The following is a 15,091-nucleotide window of genomic DNA, read 5'->3' as shown; positions in this document are numbered from 1 at the left end:
GATCAAGGAGGCGCGTTGGCCAGTCAGGACTGGTTCGACAAGGACTTCTACAAGGTGCTCGGCGTCAGCAAAGACGTGTCAGAGGCCGAGCTGAAGAAGACCTATCGCAAGCTCGCGCGGCAGTACCACCCCGATTCGAACCCCGGGGATGCCGCCGCTGAGGCGCGCTTCAAGGAGATCAGCGAGGCGTACTCGGTGCTGTCAGACAAGGACCAGCGCGCGGAGTACGACCAGATCCGTGCCATGGGGTCCGGGGCGCGGTTCACCGCCCCCGGCTCCGGCGGCGCGGGCGGCTTCGAGGACGTCTTCGGCTCGATGTTCGGCGGCGGCGCCGGCCCGGGCCGCACGGGCGGCTTCAGCTATCAGACCGGCGGGGCCGACTACGACGACCTGCTCGGCGGGCTGTTCGGCGGCGGCCGCTTCGGCCAGACGTCCGGTGGCTTCCGCGGCTACGGCGGCCCGACCCGCGGCCAGAACCTCGAGGCGTCGACGACGCTCGACTTCCTCGCCGCCACGCGCGGCGAGACGCTCAGCCTGAGCGGAGCCGGCGGCAAGCCGATCAAGGTGAAGATCCCCGCCGGCGTCTCCGACGGGCAGAAGATCCGTCTGCGCGGTCGCGGTTACCCGAGCCCCGACGGCGGCGAGGCCGGCGACCTGATCCTCCATGTGAGCGTGCGCAAGCATCCGGTCTTCGAGCGCGACGGGCTCAACCTGCGCGTCAACGTTCCGGTGACCTTCGTCGAGGCCGCGCTCGGCGCGACGATCGAGGTGCCGACGCTCGAGGGCGCGCCCGTGAAGCTCAAGGTCGCCCCCGGCACGCCCTCTGGCCGCGTGCTGCGCGTCAAGGGCCGCGGCGTGAAGACCGACAAGGGCACGGGCGATCTGCTCGCCGTCGTGCAGGTGGCGGTGCCGTCGCACCTGTCGGCCGAGGCCGAGAACGCGCTGCTCGAGTTCGCGAGCAAGCTTCCGAAGGAGAATCCGCGCGAAGACCTGCTCACGCGGGCGCGTGATTGAGTGAAGTAACCAAGGTGCACGAAATGGACGTCGATCAGGACACTCCGCTGTTCGCGATCGCCGCTGCGGCGGAGCTCGCGGAGCTGCATCCCCAGACCCTGCGCCAGTACGATCGCCTCGGCCTCGTCGAGCCGACGCGCACCGCGGGCAAGTCGCGCAGGTACTCGCTGCGCGACGTCGCGCAGCTGCGCGAGATCGCCCGGCTCTCGGCCGAGGGCGTCTCGCTCGAGGGCATCCGCCGCGTCCTCTCGCTCGAGAACGAGGTGCGCGCGCTGCAGCAGCGGGTGCGCGAGCTCGAGTCGACGCTGGCCGACGCCCTGATGCAGCGGCCGGGCCGCCGCGTCTTCGCCTCCGGCCTCACCGGCGAGGTCGTGCCGATGCGCGCGGGCACGCGCACCGAGCGCCGCGACCAGGTGGTCGTGTGGCGCCCGTGGGGCCCGCTGGACTGACCCGCCCGCCTGCTCGCGAGCCCGCCCGCGCGGCGTTGTGCGCAGCGTGCGGATGCCGGGCCACGGCGGCGACCGCTAGGGTCGCCTCATGACCGACGCCGCCGACGATGACGAGTTCTACCGCGCCCTCGCCACCCTGCCGTCGGTCTATCTCCACCCCGTGGCGAACGCGCGCGGCGTGCGATCGACGTGGACATCGGTCATGGGCCCGCGCCTCGCGCGCAAGTATGCGCGGATGCCGCTCTTCTTCGGCCTCGCCATCCAGTTCTATGTGTGGGGATTCATCGGCGGCGTCGTCCTCGTCGTGGCCGGTTCCTTCGCCATCGGCAACCGCGCAGGCATACCGATCGGCGTGGCCGCCGGACTGCTCGCGATCTTCACCGGGCTCGTGCTCTATTACGTGGGCCTCGCCTCACGGCGCGGGGCCGTCACCGAGCTGCTCGCGCACCTGCGCACGGTGAATCCGCGGGCGTCGCGCGGCGAGCTGCACGAGTACCTCGACTATGACCCGAGCAGGCTGCGCGCGATCGCACAGGCGAACCCCGAGGTCTTCCCGCCGCGCGGCTGATGTCGTCGATAGAGTCGCGGCATGACGGATTCCGCGCCGGGGGGCGCGCGACCAGAACCCGCGGCAGGGCAGCCGACCATCTTCCGCCTGTTCTTCGTCACCACGTGGCAGAACGCTCGCGACAGGCGACGGCACTGGGCGCCGTACTTCGGTGATCGTCTCGCGCGGCGCTACGGGCGCGGGGCGATCCTCGCCGGGCTGGCGGGGCAGTTCTTCATCTGGGGAACGGCGGTCGGTGTCGTGCTCGTCGTCATCGGCCTCATCGCATGGGGCGGCCCCGGCATCGGGGCATTCTTCGGCACGATGCTGCTGCTGACCGGCGTCGTTCTCTACTACTGCTCGCTCGGCGCCGAGCGGGGCGCGAAGCGCCGCATGTGGCGGCTCGTGCGCACGGTCGAGCCCGCCACGACGTACGCGGCGTTCGCCAACGTGCTCGAATACCGCCCGGGCGCGGTCATGCAGCTCGCGCGTGAGCACCCCGAGGTCTTCCCGCCGCGACGCTGACGCCCGGCGCAGTGTCGGCGGCGCGTGCCAGCATGGTGGGCGTGCCTGGCTCCGAGCGACTCCCCGCCGTCGCGCTCAGCTATGTGCGCGACTTCGTCGGCGAGGGGGCGATCGAGCGTGCCCGCCCGTACGCGCGCGACGGGTCCATTCATCGACTCGCCTGGGATGCCGGCCAGCGGGTGCTCGAGGGAACGGTCGCCGGCTCGGAAGAGACGCCGTACCGGTGCGAGGTCTTCCTGACCGAGCAGGCCGGCCGCTGGCATCCGATCTCATCGACCTGCACGTGCTTCATCGGCACGCGCTGCAAGCACGCGGCGGCGCTGATGCTGGCGAGCGCGGAACGTGCGCGCGAGCTGCCGGGCGCACGCAATCCGCTGCAGCCCGGAGTGTCGACGGGCACCGCTGCGGCGTCTCCCTCGCCTCGCGCGCCCGAGTGGCGCCGCATCCTCTCGGGCGCGGCGGCCGGTTCGGAAGCCGTCGCGCACCCGCCGAGCTCCGAGCGCGTCCCCCCGCTCGCGCTGCAGTTCGAGGTGCGCGAGCGCGTGCGCCGCAGTCTGGGCCGGTGGGGGCACGCCAACGAGACCACCCAGGCGGCCACCGCGAAGTCGAGCGGGTTGCTCGTCGTCACGATGCGCATCGCCACCCCCGGCGCACGCGGCTGGGTCGCCGCCGACACCGACTGGTCGAAGATCGGCTATGACCTGTCCGGCTACCGCTTCGACCCGCACCAGGCCCGCTGGTTCGGCGAGTTCGCTGCGCTCGCGCGCGCCAGCCAGCCTCGCTACATCGGGCAGGACGCGAAGCGGCTCGTGCTCGACGAGTTCGAGAGCCCGCTGCTGTGGAGCCTGTTCGATGACGCCCGTACGCGCGGCATCGAGCTGGTCGGCCTGAACGGGTCGGTCGCACGCGCGGGGGCCGCCGAGCTCGTCGGCCGCCTCGAAGAGCGTGCGCGCACGCACGACCTGCGGCTGCGCGCCGGCGCGCGCTTCGACGGTGTCGAGCTGCCGTCCGACGCGGCGGCCACGGTCGCCGCCATCGGCAGGCACGGCCTGGTCGCCGTCGAGTGGCTCGGCCTCAAAGAGCCGCTCGTGCGGCTCGGCCCGCTGCCGCACCCGCTCGGCGCCGAGGCGAAGGCGCTGCTCGACGCGGGCGAGCTCGTGATTCCGGCCGACGACCGCGACGAGTTCTTCGCCGATTTCTATCCGCGTCTCACGGGGGTCGCCTTCGACGGCGGCGACACCGTCGAGCTTCCCGTGCTCGAACCGCCGACACTGGTGCTGACGCTCACCTTCGGGCCCGACCACGCGTTGCGGGTCGACTGGGAGTGGCAGGCCGAGACGAGAGATGTCGGGCTGGTGGCCGCCGTCGCCCACGAGGTGCGCCGAGTGCTGAGCTCAGGCGGCAAGCCGCTGGTCGACTACCCGGAACCGGCACTGCTGCACGAGTTCGACGCCGCCGACTTCATCGAGCGCGTCGTGCCCGAGCTCGAGCAGATCGACGCGCTCCGCATCGAGACGGTGGGTGAGCGCCCCGACTACCGCGAGCTCACCGAAGCGCCGACGTTCAGCGTGCGCGCGATCGAGACCGACGAGCGCGATTGGCTCGACCTTGGGTTCACCGTGCAGATCGGCGACCACGTGGTGCCGTTCGGGCCCCTGTTCACAGCGCTGTCGAACGGCAGCTCGCGCCTGATGCTCGTCGACGGCAGCCACCTGAGCCTCGCGCGACCCGAGTTCGACCGGCTGCGCGAGCTGATCGCCGAGGCGGGCGAGCTGAAGGAATGGGAGTCGGGCGCGCTCTCGCTGCATCGCACGCAGGTCGAGCTGTGGCGGGACTTCGAAGACCTGGCCGACTCGTCCGAGGCGACGCGCGCCTGGCAGGAACAGGTGAGGGCGTTGACGGATGCCCCACCGGCGGCGCCCCCGGTGCCGGCCGGTCTCACCGCCGAGCTGCGCGAGTACCAGCTCGCCGGGTTCTCGTGGCTCGCCTACCTCTACGAGCACGGGCTCGGCGGCGTCCTCGCCGACGACATGGGCCTCGGGAAGACGCTGCAGACGCTCGCGCTGATGCTGCACTCGCGTGCGGCGCCGTGGCTCGTCGTCGCGCCGGCATCCGTCGTCTCGAACTGGGTCGCAGAGGCCGCCCGGTTCGCGCCCGGTCTGCGTGTGGCATCCGTCACCCGCACTCAGTTGCGCGCCGCCCACAAGCTGGCAGACCTCGCGAAGGCGAACGACGTCGTCGTGATGTCCTACAACCTGTTCCGGCTCGACTTCGACGACGTCGAAGACGTGCGCTGGGCGGGTCTCGTGCTCGACGAGGCGCAGTTCGTCAAGAACCATCGCAGTCGGGCGCACGAGTGCGCGAAGGCGGTGGATGCCCCGTTCAAGCTGGCGATCACGGGAACCCCCCTCGAGAACAACGTGCTCGAGCTGTGGTCGATCCTCGACATCGTCGCGCCGGGGCTGTTCCCGAGCCTCAGGCGCTTCACCGAGCAGTACGTGCGCCCCCTGTCGCACGTGCGAGGGCCCGACGCGGTGCCTGCCGGCATCAGTGCGGCCGATGCGCAGCGCGTGATCGCGAAGCTGCGCCGGCGGGTGCGGCCCTTCCTGCTGCGGCGCACGAAGGCGCTCGTCGCACCCGAGCTGCCGCCCAAGCAGGAGCAGGTGATCAGGGTCGAGCTCTCGCCTCGGCACCGCCGGCTCTACGAGCAGTTCCTGCAGCGCGAGCGGCAGAAGCTGCTCGGGCTCGTGAAGGAAGACCTCGACCGTCAGAGGTTCATCCTGTTCCGCTCGCTCACGCTGCTGCGCATGCTCGCCCTCGACCCCGCGCTGATCGACGAGCAATACGAGGGAGTGCCCGGCGCCAAGCTCGACGCCCTGCTCGAGAACCTCGACGAGGTCGTCGCCGAAGGCCACCGCGCTCTCGTGTTCAGCCAGTTCACGTCCTATCTGCACCGCGTCGAGGCCCGGCTCGCCGAGGCGGGCATCGACTACGAGTACCTCGACGGCTCGACGACGAATCGCGCAGAGGTGATCGCGCGTTTCAAGAGCGGCGCCGCGCCGGTCTTCCTCATCTCGCTCAAGGCCGGTGGCTTCGGTATCAACCTCACCGAGGCCGACTACGTGTTCCTGCTCGACCCGTGGTGGAACCCGGCGTCAGAGGCGCAGGCGGTCGACCGGGCTCACCGCATCGGGCAGTCGGCTGCGGTCAACGTGTACCGGCTCGTCGCCGATGGCACCATCGAAGACAAGGTGATGAAACTGCGCGACGAGAAGGCCGAGCTGTTCGGGCAGGTGCTCGACGACGACGGCACCTTCAGCGAGCTGCTCACCGCCGACGACATCACGGGGCTGCTCGAGCTGTGAGCGGCATCGATCTGCGCGCGCTGCGCCGCTGGCCCGACGTCGAGGCGCCGAACCTCGTCGCCGCCGACGCCGCCGACCGGCTGCTGCTCGACACCGCCGCGGCCGCGCTCGCCAAGTCCCGGCCGCACGCGGTGGCCGTGATCGGCGACGCCTTCGGCGCGCTGACGCTGGGCGCGGCGGCGCTCGGGGCGCGCGCGGTGCGGGTGCACCAGGACCCCCTGCTCGGCGAGCGCGCGCTTGCGGCCAACGCCGAGCGGCTCGGCAGCTCGGGCTCGTTCACGTCGCTCGATCTGGTTCCCGATCTCGTCGCGGATGCCACAGCGGTGCTGCTGCGCCTGCCGAAGTCCCTCGACCAGCTCGACGAGTGGGCGGCGCTGATCGCCGCCCACGCCGCGCCCGAGGTCACCGTGTTCGCCGGCGGCATGGTCAAGCACATGACCCTCGCGCAGAACGAGGTCCTCGGGCGGCACTTCGGCGAGGTGCGGGCGGGGCTCGCGCGCCAGAAGGCCAGGGTGCTGACGGCGAGTGGGCCCGCGTCTGCCGCCCCCGCCCCCGTCGGTCGAGTAGCTCGCTCTGCGACCGGCTACGCGCGGGCTACTCGACCAACGGAAGAGCGGGCGACCTGGCCGAAGACCGCCGTGATCGACCCGCCGGGCATCACCGTCTCGGCTCACGGCGGGGTCTTCGCCGGGGCATCCCTCGACATCGGCACCCGCTTCCTGCTCGAGCACCTCGCCGACGCGAAGCCCGACGCCGCCACCGCCATCGACCTCGGCTGCGGCACCGGCATCATCGCGGCGGCACTTGCGGCGGCGCGCCCGGGCCTGCGGGTGCACGCCTGCGACCAGTCGGCTGCGGCGGTGGCATCCGCCCGCGAGACGATGAGGCTCAACCGCCTCGACGATCGCGTCACGGTCGTGCGCGACGACGCGCTCGGCACCCTGCCCGATGCGAGCGCAGAGCTGATCGTGCTCAACCCGCCGTTCCACACGGGCACGACGGTCACCGTCGATGTCGGCATTCGCCTGATCCAGGATGCCGCGCGCGTGCTCGCGCCCGGCGGCGAGCTGCGCGTCGTGTTCAACTCCCATCTGCGCTACCAGCCGACGCTGCGGCGGCTCGTCGGCGAGACACGCCAGGTCGCGCGCAACAGCAAGTTCACGATCACGAGTTCACTGAAGCGATGACGGGTATGCGGGGGTATTCGGCCCAGCAGGTGCGCGCCGCCGAGGCGCCGCACCTGGCCGCGGGCGAGCCGCTGATGGAGCGCGCGTCCGCCGCGCTCGCGCGGGAGTGCGTTCGGATGCTGGAGGCCGAGGGAATCTCGCCGGCGCACGCCCGGGTGGTGGTGCTCGTGGGCGGCGGCAACAACGGCGGCGATGCCCTGTTCGCTGCCGCGGCCCTGGCCAGGCAGGGCGCGCGCGTCGAGCTCGTGCGCACCTCGAGCCGCGTTCACGAGGCCGGTCTCGCCGCCGCGCTCGCCGCGGGGGCCACCGTGGTCACGCGGGGCGCGGCGAAGTGCGCGGCATCCGCCGATCTCATCGTCGACGGCATCCTCGGCACGGGCACCAGCCCCGACCCGCGCCTGCGCGGCGAGGTCCGCGACCTCGTCGCGGCGGTCGTGGCCGCGAAGCCGTCGGGGCTCGTCGTCGCGGTCGACATCCCGAGCGGCATCCACCCCGACACGGGCGAGGTGCCCGACCCGGCGGCGGTGCTGCGTGCCGACGTCACCGTGACCTTCGGCGGGGCGAAGGCGGGCTTGCTGCTGTCGCCGGCGCGCGACGTCGCGGGCGAGGTCCGCGTGCACGACATCGGCCTGGCGGCCGACCTCGAGAAGCTGACCCCGTTAGTGGTGCTTCCCGGCGACGAGGCCCGCTGACATAGTCGGCATATGGAGGACACGCGGTCGAGGTCTCTGCGGCGAACGGCGCTGGTCGGCCTCATCGGCGGTGCGGCCCTCCTCGTGCTTGGCCTCGCCCTCTCGTTTATCCTCAGCGCGGCGGGTGCCCTCGTGATCGTGGTGATCGGAGCCGTGCTGATCGCGGACCGAGCTCGGGCGGCCAAGCGCTGGCGCACAGTCTGGTGGGCAGGAACGGCCCTGGTGGTCGGTACTGCGGGGGCGGTCATGTACGGCGAGCTCTGGGCAGTCGAATTCGACCTTGCCGATGCGGGCAGGCCGATCCCCCACGCCCTGCAGCTGAGCTCCGTCGGCTCCGGCCTCGCGGCAGTAACTGCTGTGGCGGTCTTCCTCGTTCTGGCGGTTCGTGCGCTGCCGAGGGGTGCCGCAACGGCGGAATGATCGGGAACTCCCCCCGCGCGGCACCCCTCGGCGAAGCACGCGGTCGGCCGCGATCGGCGTACGCAGCACTCGCGCTCAAAGCCGCGGTTCAGCCTCGGGTCAGCCGCGAGTACGGCGTATTCGAGGAGCCGCCGGCGCGGCATCCGATCACGCCGTGAGGATCACCTTCAGCGCTTTCGTCTCGGCCGCCCGGCTGAAGGTGTCGTAGGCCGAAAGGATGTCGCCGAGCGCGAAGTGGTGCGAAACGAACCCCGCGACGTCGAGCTTGCCCTGCGCCAGCAGCTTGATGAGCATCGGCGAGGTGTCGGTGTTGACGAGGCCGGTGGTGATGGTCAGGTTCGCGATCCACTTGTCCTCGAGGTGGAACGAGACCGGCGCCCCGTGCACGCCGACGTTGGCGACGTGACCGGCGGGGCGCACGATGTCGAGCGACATGTCCCAGGTGGCGGGAATGCCAACGGCCTCGATCGCGACGTCGACGCCGAGCCCGTCGGTCATGGCGAAGACCTGCTCCTTCCAGTCGGCATCCGTCGCGACGACGCCGTCGGTCGCCCCGAACCGCTTCGCCTGCTCGACCCGGTTCGCGTCGGTGTCGATCGCGATGACCCGCGACGGGCCGTACAGCCCCGCCGTCGCCATCGCGGCGAGTCCGACCGGCCCGGCGCCGACCACCGCCACCACGTCGCCTGGCGACACCGCCCCATAGCGCACTCCGATCTCGTGCCCGGTGGGCAGGATGTCGCTGATCAGCACCGCCAGCTCATCAGGCACCCCCGTGGGCACGCGGTAGAGCGAGGTCTCAGCGAACGGCACACGCACGTACTCGGCCTGGGTGCCGTCGATCAGGTGCCCGAAGATCCAGCCGATGCCGGGCGCACCCTCGTCGGCGCGGCAGTGCGAGTACACCCCGCGCTTGCAGAAGTCGCACTTCCCGCAGGCCGAGACGCAGGAGATGATCACGTGGTCGCCGACCGCAAGATCGGTCACAGCCGAGCCGACCTCGGTAATGGTCCCGACGCCCTCATGGCCGAGGATGCGCCCCGGCGTCACCGCGGGCACGTCGCCCTTCAGGATGTGCAGATCGGTGCCGCAGATCGTCGTTGTGTCGATCTTCACGATCGCATCGGTGGGCTTCAGGATGACGGGGTCCGGCACCTCCTCCCACGACTTCTCCCCAGGACCGTGGTAGACGAGCGCCTTCATGTCACCCTCCTGCACGGGCGGATCCGTGACGCCCGCACGGGGCCGAAATTACTCTGTCAACCCCGGCGCGGCCAGACCCCGTCGCTCCTACCATGTCCCGCATGGATACGGCGAAAGAGAACAACGAGGATGCCGTGAACAAGGCGCCCACGACAGACACCGAAGCCGACACCCCGCACGACAACCCCATCGCGAACGGCGTCGCCAAGGCGACCACCTGGATCGACGACAAGCTCGTCCCCATCCTCGGCCCGTCGACGCTCGGCCCGTACGAGCTCGACGAGCGCGACGACCCGAACCCGGGCGTCGTCGACGAGCTGTGCCCCGTCTGCCACCACGCCGTGAGCAGGCACGAGGTCCACGTCGACGAGGCGACGGGCCACACCTACCGGATCTGCCCCGACACGGGCGCGAGCTACGAGATCGACGTGCACGCGCACGAGGTCCCCGCGGCACACGAGCACGTGCCGGGCACCCTCGACGGGCCCGTGCTGAGCTGAGCGGCGCGCGAGGCGCACGCACGACGAGGGGCGGATGCCTCAGGCATCCGCCCCTCACCCGGACCCCTCGCGGCCCTACTTGATCGCGCCGAGCGAGAGACCCTGCACGAGCTTGTCCTGCGCGGCGAAGCCCGCGACCAGCACCGGCAGCGAGATCGCGAGGGACGCGGCGCACACCTTCGAGAGGAACAGCCCCTCAGAGGTGACGAACGACGTCAGGAAAACGGGCGCCGTGTACGACGTCGTGCTCGTCAGCACGCTCGCGAACAGCAGCTCGTTCCAGCTGAAGATGAAGCAGATCAGCGCCGTGGCGATGATGCCGGGCGACGACAGCGGCACGATGATGCGCCGGAACGTCAGCAGCAGCCCCGCGCCGTCGACCTGCGCCGCCTCGATCACCTCGAGCGGGATCTCGGCGAAGAACGACCGCATCATCCACACGGCGATGGGCAGGTTCATCGAGGTGTAGATCACGATCATCAGCGCCGGCGTATCGAGGATGCCGAGCGCCTTCGCGATCAGGTAGACGGGCAGCAGCCCCGCCACCATCGGCAGCATCTTCGTCGTGAGGAAGAAGAACATCACGTCGGACCACTTGCGCACGGGCCGGATCGCCAGCGCGTAGGCCGCCGGAATCGACAGGACCAGCACGATCGCCGTCGAGCCGATGCTCATCATCGCCGAGTTGATCAGCGGCGGCCACGGGCTCGCGCCCGACGCCGCGCCGAAGAAGTTCGCGTACGACGAGAGGGTGAGCGGTGCGAAGAGGCTCGGCGGGTTCGTTGCCGCGGTGGTCTCGGAGTGCAGCGAAGTGAGCACCATCCCCAGACGATCGGGCCGAAGAAGATCAGCCCGATCACCCAGGCGATGATGCCGAGTGAGACCGTGCGCCGCCGCTCGCGCGTGCGCATCGAGACCGTGCGCCCCGGGGATTCCGGGGGGCGGCGGATGCCCGTGGCATCCGCCTGCTCGCTGGTGATCGTCGTCATCGCTTCTCCTCCCGCAGCAGCGAGGACACCGTGCGCAGCACGAACGTCGCCACGATCATCGAGCCGATCACGACGACGACGCCGGCGGCGGATGCCTGCCCGTAGTCGTGCGCCTCGAAGAAGGTCTGATAGATCGTGTAGGGCAGGTTGGCCGTGCCGAGCCCGCCGCTCGTGATGGTGAACACGGCGTCGAAGTTCTGCACCAGGTAGATGCAGCCGAGCAGCGCCGCGAGCTCGAGGTACTGGCGCAGGTGCGGCAGCGTCATGTGGCGGAAGATCTGCCACTCGTCGGCGCCGTCGATGCGCGCGGCCTCGATGACGTCGAGCGGCCGCCCCTGCAGCCCCGCGAGCAGGATGAGCATCATGAACGGCGTCCACTGCCACACGAGCGCCGCGATGATCGCGCCGAGGGGCTGCGAGCTCACCCAGTCGGGCTGGGGCGCGCTCGACGCGTGGCCGAAGGCCCCCCAGATCCAGGTCAGCGTGCCGTTCAGCAGGCCGTACGACGGGTTGAAGATCGCGTGCTTCCACACGAGGGCGGCGGCGACCGGCACGATCAGGAACGGCGCGATCATGATCGTGCGCACGAAGCCGCGACCCCAGAACGCCCGGTCGAGCAGAATCGCGATGATGAGGCCCAGGATCAGGCTCACGAGCACCACGGCGACCGTCAGGACGACCGTCGTGATGACCGACTTCAGCATGGCCGCGTCGGTGAACACCGCCGCGTAGTTGGTGAACCAGCCGAAGCCGATGTCGTTCGGGTAGAGCGCGTTCCAGCGCACGAACGAGATGACGAGCGTCGCGACGAAGGGCAGCTGCGTGACGATGATCATGAAGATCAGCGCCGGCAGCAGGGGCGCCCGCCTGGCCCAGGCGGACGCCCTGCTCAGTGTCTGGTGCGACGCATTCAGCGTGACCGCAGTCGACATTGTTCAGCTGCTACTTCTTGTACTTGTCGCCGACTTTTTGCGCTTCGGCCTGCACCGACTTGAGGGCCGCGTCGACCGAGGTCTTCCCGGCGATCGCGTCGCTGAACTGCTGCGAGGCATCCGTGCCCAGGTTCGCGAACTCGGGGATCGCGACGAACTGGATGCCGGGCGCTGGGCGCTTCTGCGTGCCCGGGTCGTTCGGCTTCGCGCTGTCGATGGCCGACTGCACCTGCTTGTAGAACGCGGCGGCGCCCTTCTGGTAGTCGGGGTTCTCGTAGAGCGAGGTGCGCGTTCCTGGCGGGACCTCGGCCCAGCCGAACTTCTTGGCGACGAGCTCGGCGTACTTCGGGCCGGAGGCCCACTCGATGAACTTCTCGGCGTTGGCCTGGTTCTTGCTGGCCTTCTCGATGCCCCATGCCCAGCTGTACAGCCACCCCGAGCTCTGCGTCTTGTCGACGGGGGCGGGCGCGTAGCCGATCTTGCCGGCGACCGGGGAATCGGATGCCTCGAGCGAGCCGGCCGCGGCCGTCGCGTCGTACCACATGGCCGCCTTGCCCTGAGTCATGTCGTTGAGGCACTCGGTGTAGCCGGCCTGCGGCGCGCCGTTCTCGCCGTCCTTCTTGACGAGGTCGACATAGAAGTTGAGCGCCTTCGTGAAGCCCTCTCCCGTGACCTGGGCGTTCCAGTCGTCGTCGAACCAGGTGCCGCCCATCGTGTTCACCACGGTGGTGAGCGGTGCGACCATCTGGCCCCAGCCGGGCTGGCCGCGCAGGCAGATGCCCGCCATGCCCGACTCGCTGGACTTGATCTTGTCGGCGAACTGCGCGACCTGATCCCAGGTGGGGTTCGCGGGCATGGTCAGGCCGAGCTGCTTGAAGACGTCGGTGCGGTAGTAGAGCATCGACGACTCGCCGTAGAACGGCTCGGCGTAGATCTTGCCGTCCGAGCCGGTCAGCGCGTCCTGGATCGGCTTCAGGATGTCGGACTGCTGGAAGTCCGCGCTCTTCGCGACGTTATCGTCGAGGGAGAGCAGCCAGCCGTTCTTCGAATAGAACGGCACCTCGTAGTTGCTGATCGTCGCCACGTCGTACTGCCCGGCCTGCGAAGAGAACTCCTGGCTCGCCTTGGCGCGCAGCGAGTCCTCGGGCAGCACCGTGTAGTTGACCTTGATGCCGGTCTCTTTGGTGAAGTTGTCGGCGGTGAGCTTCTGCAGATCGATCATCTGCGGGTTGTTCACCATCAGCACGTTGAGCGTTCCGCCCGACTTGCTGCCTGCGCTGCCGGCGCCAGCGCCGCTGCAGCCGGCCAGCGCGAGTGCGGCCGTCGCGGCCACGGCGACACCCGTGAGCGCTTTGGCCAGGTGACTCCTCGTCATCGTGGGCACCGTTGTCCTTTCTTGCCTGCTCCGTCGCGGGCATGCACACCATATTCACGAAGTTCCACACCTTGCAAGCAAAAACGGGCATCGAACCACAGAAAACTTGCGAAGTCGGGCAAAGCCGGTCAACTATGTGTTGTGCGGATGCCAGATCGGGCATCGTCGACGAAGACGAGAGAGGTTACTGATGGTCCGTCTTTCCGAGGCCACGCTGCCCGAGCTGCCCGCGGCAGTGGCCGTTCCGAGCTACGACCGCTCGCAGCTCACCGCGGGCATCGTCCACTTCGGCGTCGGCGGGTTCCACCGCGCGCACCAGGCGATGTACGTCGACCGGCTGCTGAACGCCGGCGGCTCGACCGAGTGGGGCATCTGCGGCGTCGGCGTGCTCGAGGTCGACCGCCGCATGAAGCAGGCCCTCGAAGAGCAGGACCACCTCTACACGCTCGTGCTCAAGCACCCCGACGGCACCCTCGAGCCCCGGGTGATCGGCTCGATCGTCGACTATCTGCTCGTGCCAGACGACCCCCAGGCCGTCGTCGAGAAGCTCGCCGACCCCGGCATCCGCATCGTGTCGCTCACCATCACCGAGGGCGGCTACAACTTCGACCAGATCACGCGCGAGTTCGACGCCGGCAACCCTGAGGTGCAGGCTGACCTCGAGCCGGGCGCCGCACCGCGCACCGTCTTCGGGCTCGTCGTCGCCGGTCTCGCGCTGCGCCGCGAGCGCGGCATCGCGCCGTTCACGGTCATGTCGTGCGACAACATCCCGGGCAACGGCGAGCTGGCGCGGAAGGTGTTCACGGCCTTCGCGCGGCTGAGGGACCCCGAGCTCGCCGACTGGATCGAGGCATCCGTCCACTTCCCGAACTCGATGGTCGACCGCATCACGCCCGTCACGACCGACGACGACCGCGCGCTGATCGCACGCGAATGGGGCATCGAGGATGCCTGGCCGGTGGTCGCGGAGCCATTCGAGCAGTGGGTCCTCGAGGACTCGTTCGGGCTCGGTCGCCCGGCCTATGAGACGGTCGGGGTGCAGGTCGTCGACGATGTCGAGCCGTACGAGCTGATGAAGCTGCGGCTGCTCAACGTCGGCCACCAGGGGCTCGCCTACTTCGGCGTCCTCGCCGGCTACACCTTCGCGCACGAGGCGGCGCGCGACCCGCTGTTCGTCGGGCTGCTGCGCCGCTACTGGGAGCGCGAGGCGCGGCTCACGCTCAAGCCCGTGCCGGGAGTCGACCTCGACGCCTACACCGCCGAGCTCATCGAGCGGTTCGGGAACGAGCACGTGCGCGACACGCTCGCGCGCCTCGCCGCCGAGTCCTCCGACCGCATTCCGAAGTGGCTTGTGCCGGTCATCGCGGAGCGCGTCGCGGCCGGCGGCGAGGTCGACGCGTCCGCCGCGATCGTCGCGAGCTGGGCGCGCTATGCGGAAGGGGTCGACGAGTCGGGGAATCCGATCACCATCGTCGACCGGCTGGCGGACGCGCGGCACGCCGCGGCGCTCGCCCAGTCCTCCGACCCCCTCGCGTTCCTGCGCGATGAGACGCTGTTCGGCACGCTCGCCAACGAGCCGGCCTTCACCGAGCCGTATCTGCGCACCCTCGACGTGCTGCACGCGCGGGGCGCCCGTGCCGCCCTCGCCGCCCTGGTCGGCGAGCCCGCCGCGAGCTGACCCGCGCCGCGCCCCCTCCCCCGCGCAACGTCCCCCTCCCCCCGCGCAACGTCCCGCGCGTTGCGCCACGAGCTTCCGCCACGCGCTACTCGGATCCGAGTAGCGCACCCCGGAAGCTGGTGGCGCACCCCGCTCGCGCTGCTCTGATCCTCTCCGCGCTGTCCGGATCCGAGCAGCGCGAAGCGGATCCGAGCAGCGCAACGGCGCGCCGGGAG

General features: G+C 70.2%; 13 protein-coding genes and 1 pseudogene. 10 read left to right on the top strand and 4 right to left on the bottom strand.

All coding sequences use genetic code 11. The features are described 5' to 3' along the window. Positions 1–15 precede the first annotated feature (15 nt). The 8 genes from ABD716_RS12175 to ABD716_RS12140 all read left to right on the top strand — a co-directional run bounded on the left by ABD716_RS12175 (position 16) and on the right by ABD716_RS12140 (position 8,199). A complete protein-coding gene (locus tag ABD716_RS12175; RefSeq protein ID WP_344777207.1) occupies positions 16–1,014 on the top strand; it encodes a DnaJ C-terminal domain-containing protein in 999 nt (332 codons plus the stop codon). Positions 1,015–1,037: 23 nt separating this feature from the next. Further along, positions 1,038–1,463 (top strand): heat shock protein transcriptional repressor HspR, encoded by a 426-nt coding sequence (locus ABD716_RS12170; RefSeq protein ID WP_344777205.1) that lies wholly within the window; start codon positions 1,038–1,040, stop codon positions 1,461–1,463. Positions 1,464–1,551: 88 nt separating this feature from the next. After that, positions 1,552–2,031: a hypothetical protein gene (locus ABD716_RS12165; protein WP_344777203.1), complete on the top strand. Its 480-nt coding sequence runs from the start codon at positions 1,552–1,554 to the stop codon at positions 2,029–2,031. 21 nt (positions 2,032–2,052) lie between these two features. Next, complete coding sequence (locus ABD716_RS12160) at positions 2,053–2,535, top strand: hypothetical protein (protein ID WP_344777201.1); 483 nt, start codon at positions 2,053–2,055, stop codon at positions 2,533–2,535. A 41-nt stretch (positions 2,536–2,576) separates the two neighbouring features. Then, positions 2,577–5,900 carry a DEAD/DEAH box helicase gene (locus ABD716_RS12155; RefSeq protein WP_344777199.1) on the top strand — a complete coding sequence of 1,108 codons (3,324 nt, stop codon included), beginning with the start codon at positions 2,577–2,579 and terminating at the stop codon, positions 5,898–5,900. Beyond that, positions 5,897–7,087, top strand: coding sequence for a class I SAM-dependent methyltransferase (locus ABD716_RS12150; RefSeq protein ID WP_344777197.1), 1,191 nt, complete (start codon positions 5,897–5,899; stop codon positions 7,085–7,087). The genes ABD716_RS12155 and ABD716_RS12150 overlap by 4 nt, the downstream gene beginning before the upstream one ends. Then, positions 7,084–7,779, top strand: coding sequence for an NAD(P)H-hydrate epimerase (locus ABD716_RS12145; protein ID WP_344777195.1), 696 nt, complete (start codon positions 7,084–7,086; stop codon positions 7,777–7,779). The genes ABD716_RS12150 and ABD716_RS12145 overlap by 4 nt, the downstream gene beginning before the upstream one ends. Before the next feature lie 12 nt (positions 7,780–7,791). Beyond that, on the top strand, positions 7,792–8,199 hold the full coding sequence (locus ABD716_RS12140) for a hypothetical protein (RefSeq protein WP_344777194.1): 408 nt from the start codon (positions 7,792–7,794) through the stop codon (positions 8,197–8,199). Positions 8,200–8,346: 147 nt separating this feature from the next. Here the strand turns inward: ABD716_RS12140 and ABD716_RS12135 are convergent, their stop codons facing one another. Next, a complete protein-coding gene (locus ABD716_RS12135) occupies positions 8,347–9,402 on the bottom strand; it encodes a zinc-dependent alcohol dehydrogenase family protein (protein ID WP_344777193.1) in 1,056 nt (351 codons plus the stop codon). A 101-nt stretch (positions 9,403–9,503) separates the two neighbouring features. Here ABD716_RS12135 and ABD716_RS12130 point away from each other — a divergent pair, with 101 nt between their 5' ends. Beyond that, positions 9,504–9,902 carry a hypothetical protein gene (locus ABD716_RS12130; RefSeq protein ID WP_344777191.1) on the top strand — a complete coding sequence of 133 codons (399 nt, stop codon included), beginning with the start codon at positions 9,504–9,506 and terminating at the stop codon, positions 9,900–9,902. Between the two features lie 75 nt (positions 9,903–9,977). Here the strand turns inward: ABD716_RS12130 and ABD716_RS12125 are convergent. From ABD716_RS12125 to ABD716_RS12115, 3 genes and pseudogenes are all read right to left on the bottom strand, one after another. Further along, positions 9,978–10,813, bottom strand: a pseudogene (locus tag ABD716_RS12125) (carbohydrate ABC transporter permease). Between the two features lie 74 nt (positions 10,814–10,887). After that, positions 10,888–11,823 carry a carbohydrate ABC transporter permease gene (locus tag ABD716_RS12120; protein ID WP_344777187.1) on the bottom strand — a complete coding sequence of 312 codons (936 nt, stop codon included), beginning with the start codon at positions 11,821–11,823 and terminating at the stop codon, positions 10,888–10,890. A 10-nt stretch (positions 11,824–11,833) separates the two neighbouring features. Continuing rightward, positions 11,834–13,198, bottom strand: a complete 1,365-nt coding sequence (locus ABD716_RS12115) for an ABC transporter substrate-binding protein (RefSeq protein WP_344777185.1) — start codon at positions 13,196–13,198, stop codon at positions 11,834–11,836. 190 nt (positions 13,199–13,388) lie between these two features. Between ABD716_RS12115 and ABD716_RS12110 the strand changes: the two genes are divergently transcribed. Beyond that, positions 13,389–14,876, top strand: coding sequence for a mannitol dehydrogenase family protein (locus ABD716_RS12110; RefSeq protein WP_344777183.1), 1,488 nt, complete (start codon positions 13,389–13,391; stop codon positions 14,874–14,876). Positions 14,877–15,091 lie beyond the last annotated feature (215 nt).

Source organism: Gryllotalpicola kribbensis (assembly GCF_039538245.1).
GTDB lineage: Bacteria > Actinomycetota > Actinomycetes > Actinomycetales > Microbacteriaceae > Gryllotalpicola > Gryllotalpicola kribbensis.
The sequence above is the reverse complement of the archived record's forward strand: the minus strand, read 5'-3'. Positions and strand labels throughout refer to the sequence as shown.

Bases quoted from the DNA above. Each gene is read 5' to 3' on its own strand.
- ABD716_RS12110 (WP_344777183.1), top strand. From the start codon at position 13,389: ATGGTCCGTCTTTCCGAGGCCACGCTGCCCGAGCTGCCCGCGGCAGTG.
- ABD716_RS12135 (WP_344777193.1), bottom strand. From the start codon at position 9,402: ATGAAGGCGCTCGTCTACCACGGTCCTGGGGAGAAGTCGTGGGAGGAG.
- ABD716_RS12130 (WP_344777191.1), top strand. From the start codon at position 9,504: ATGGATACGGCGAAAGAGAACAACGAGGATGCCGTGAACAAGGCGCCC.
- ABD716_RS12120 (WP_344777187.1), bottom strand. From the start codon at position 11,823: ATGTCGACTGCGGTCACGCTGAATGCGTCGCACCAGACACTGAGCAGG.
- ABD716_RS12160 (WP_344777201.1), top strand. From the start codon at position 2,053: ATGACGGATTCCGCGCCGGGGGGCGCGCGACCAGAACCCGCGGCAGGG.
- ABD716_RS12115 (WP_344777185.1), bottom strand. From the start codon at position 13,198: ATGACGAGGAGTCACCTGGCCAAAGCGCTCACGGGTGTCGCCGTGGCC.
- ABD716_RS12170 (WP_344777205.1), top strand. From the start codon at position 1,038: ATGGACGTCGATCAGGACACTCCGCTGTTCGCGATCGCCGCTGCGGCG.
- ABD716_RS12140 (WP_344777194.1), top strand. From the start codon at position 7,792: ATGGAGGACACGCGGTCGAGGTCTCTGCGGCGAACGGCGCTGGTCGGC.
- ABD716_RS12145 (WP_344777195.1), top strand. From the start codon at position 7,084: ATGACGGGTATGCGGGGGTATTCGGCCCAGCAGGTGCGCGCCGCCGAG.
- ABD716_RS12165 (WP_344777203.1), top strand. From the start codon at position 1,552: ATGACCGACGCCGCCGACGATGACGAGTTCTACCGCGCCCTCGCCACC.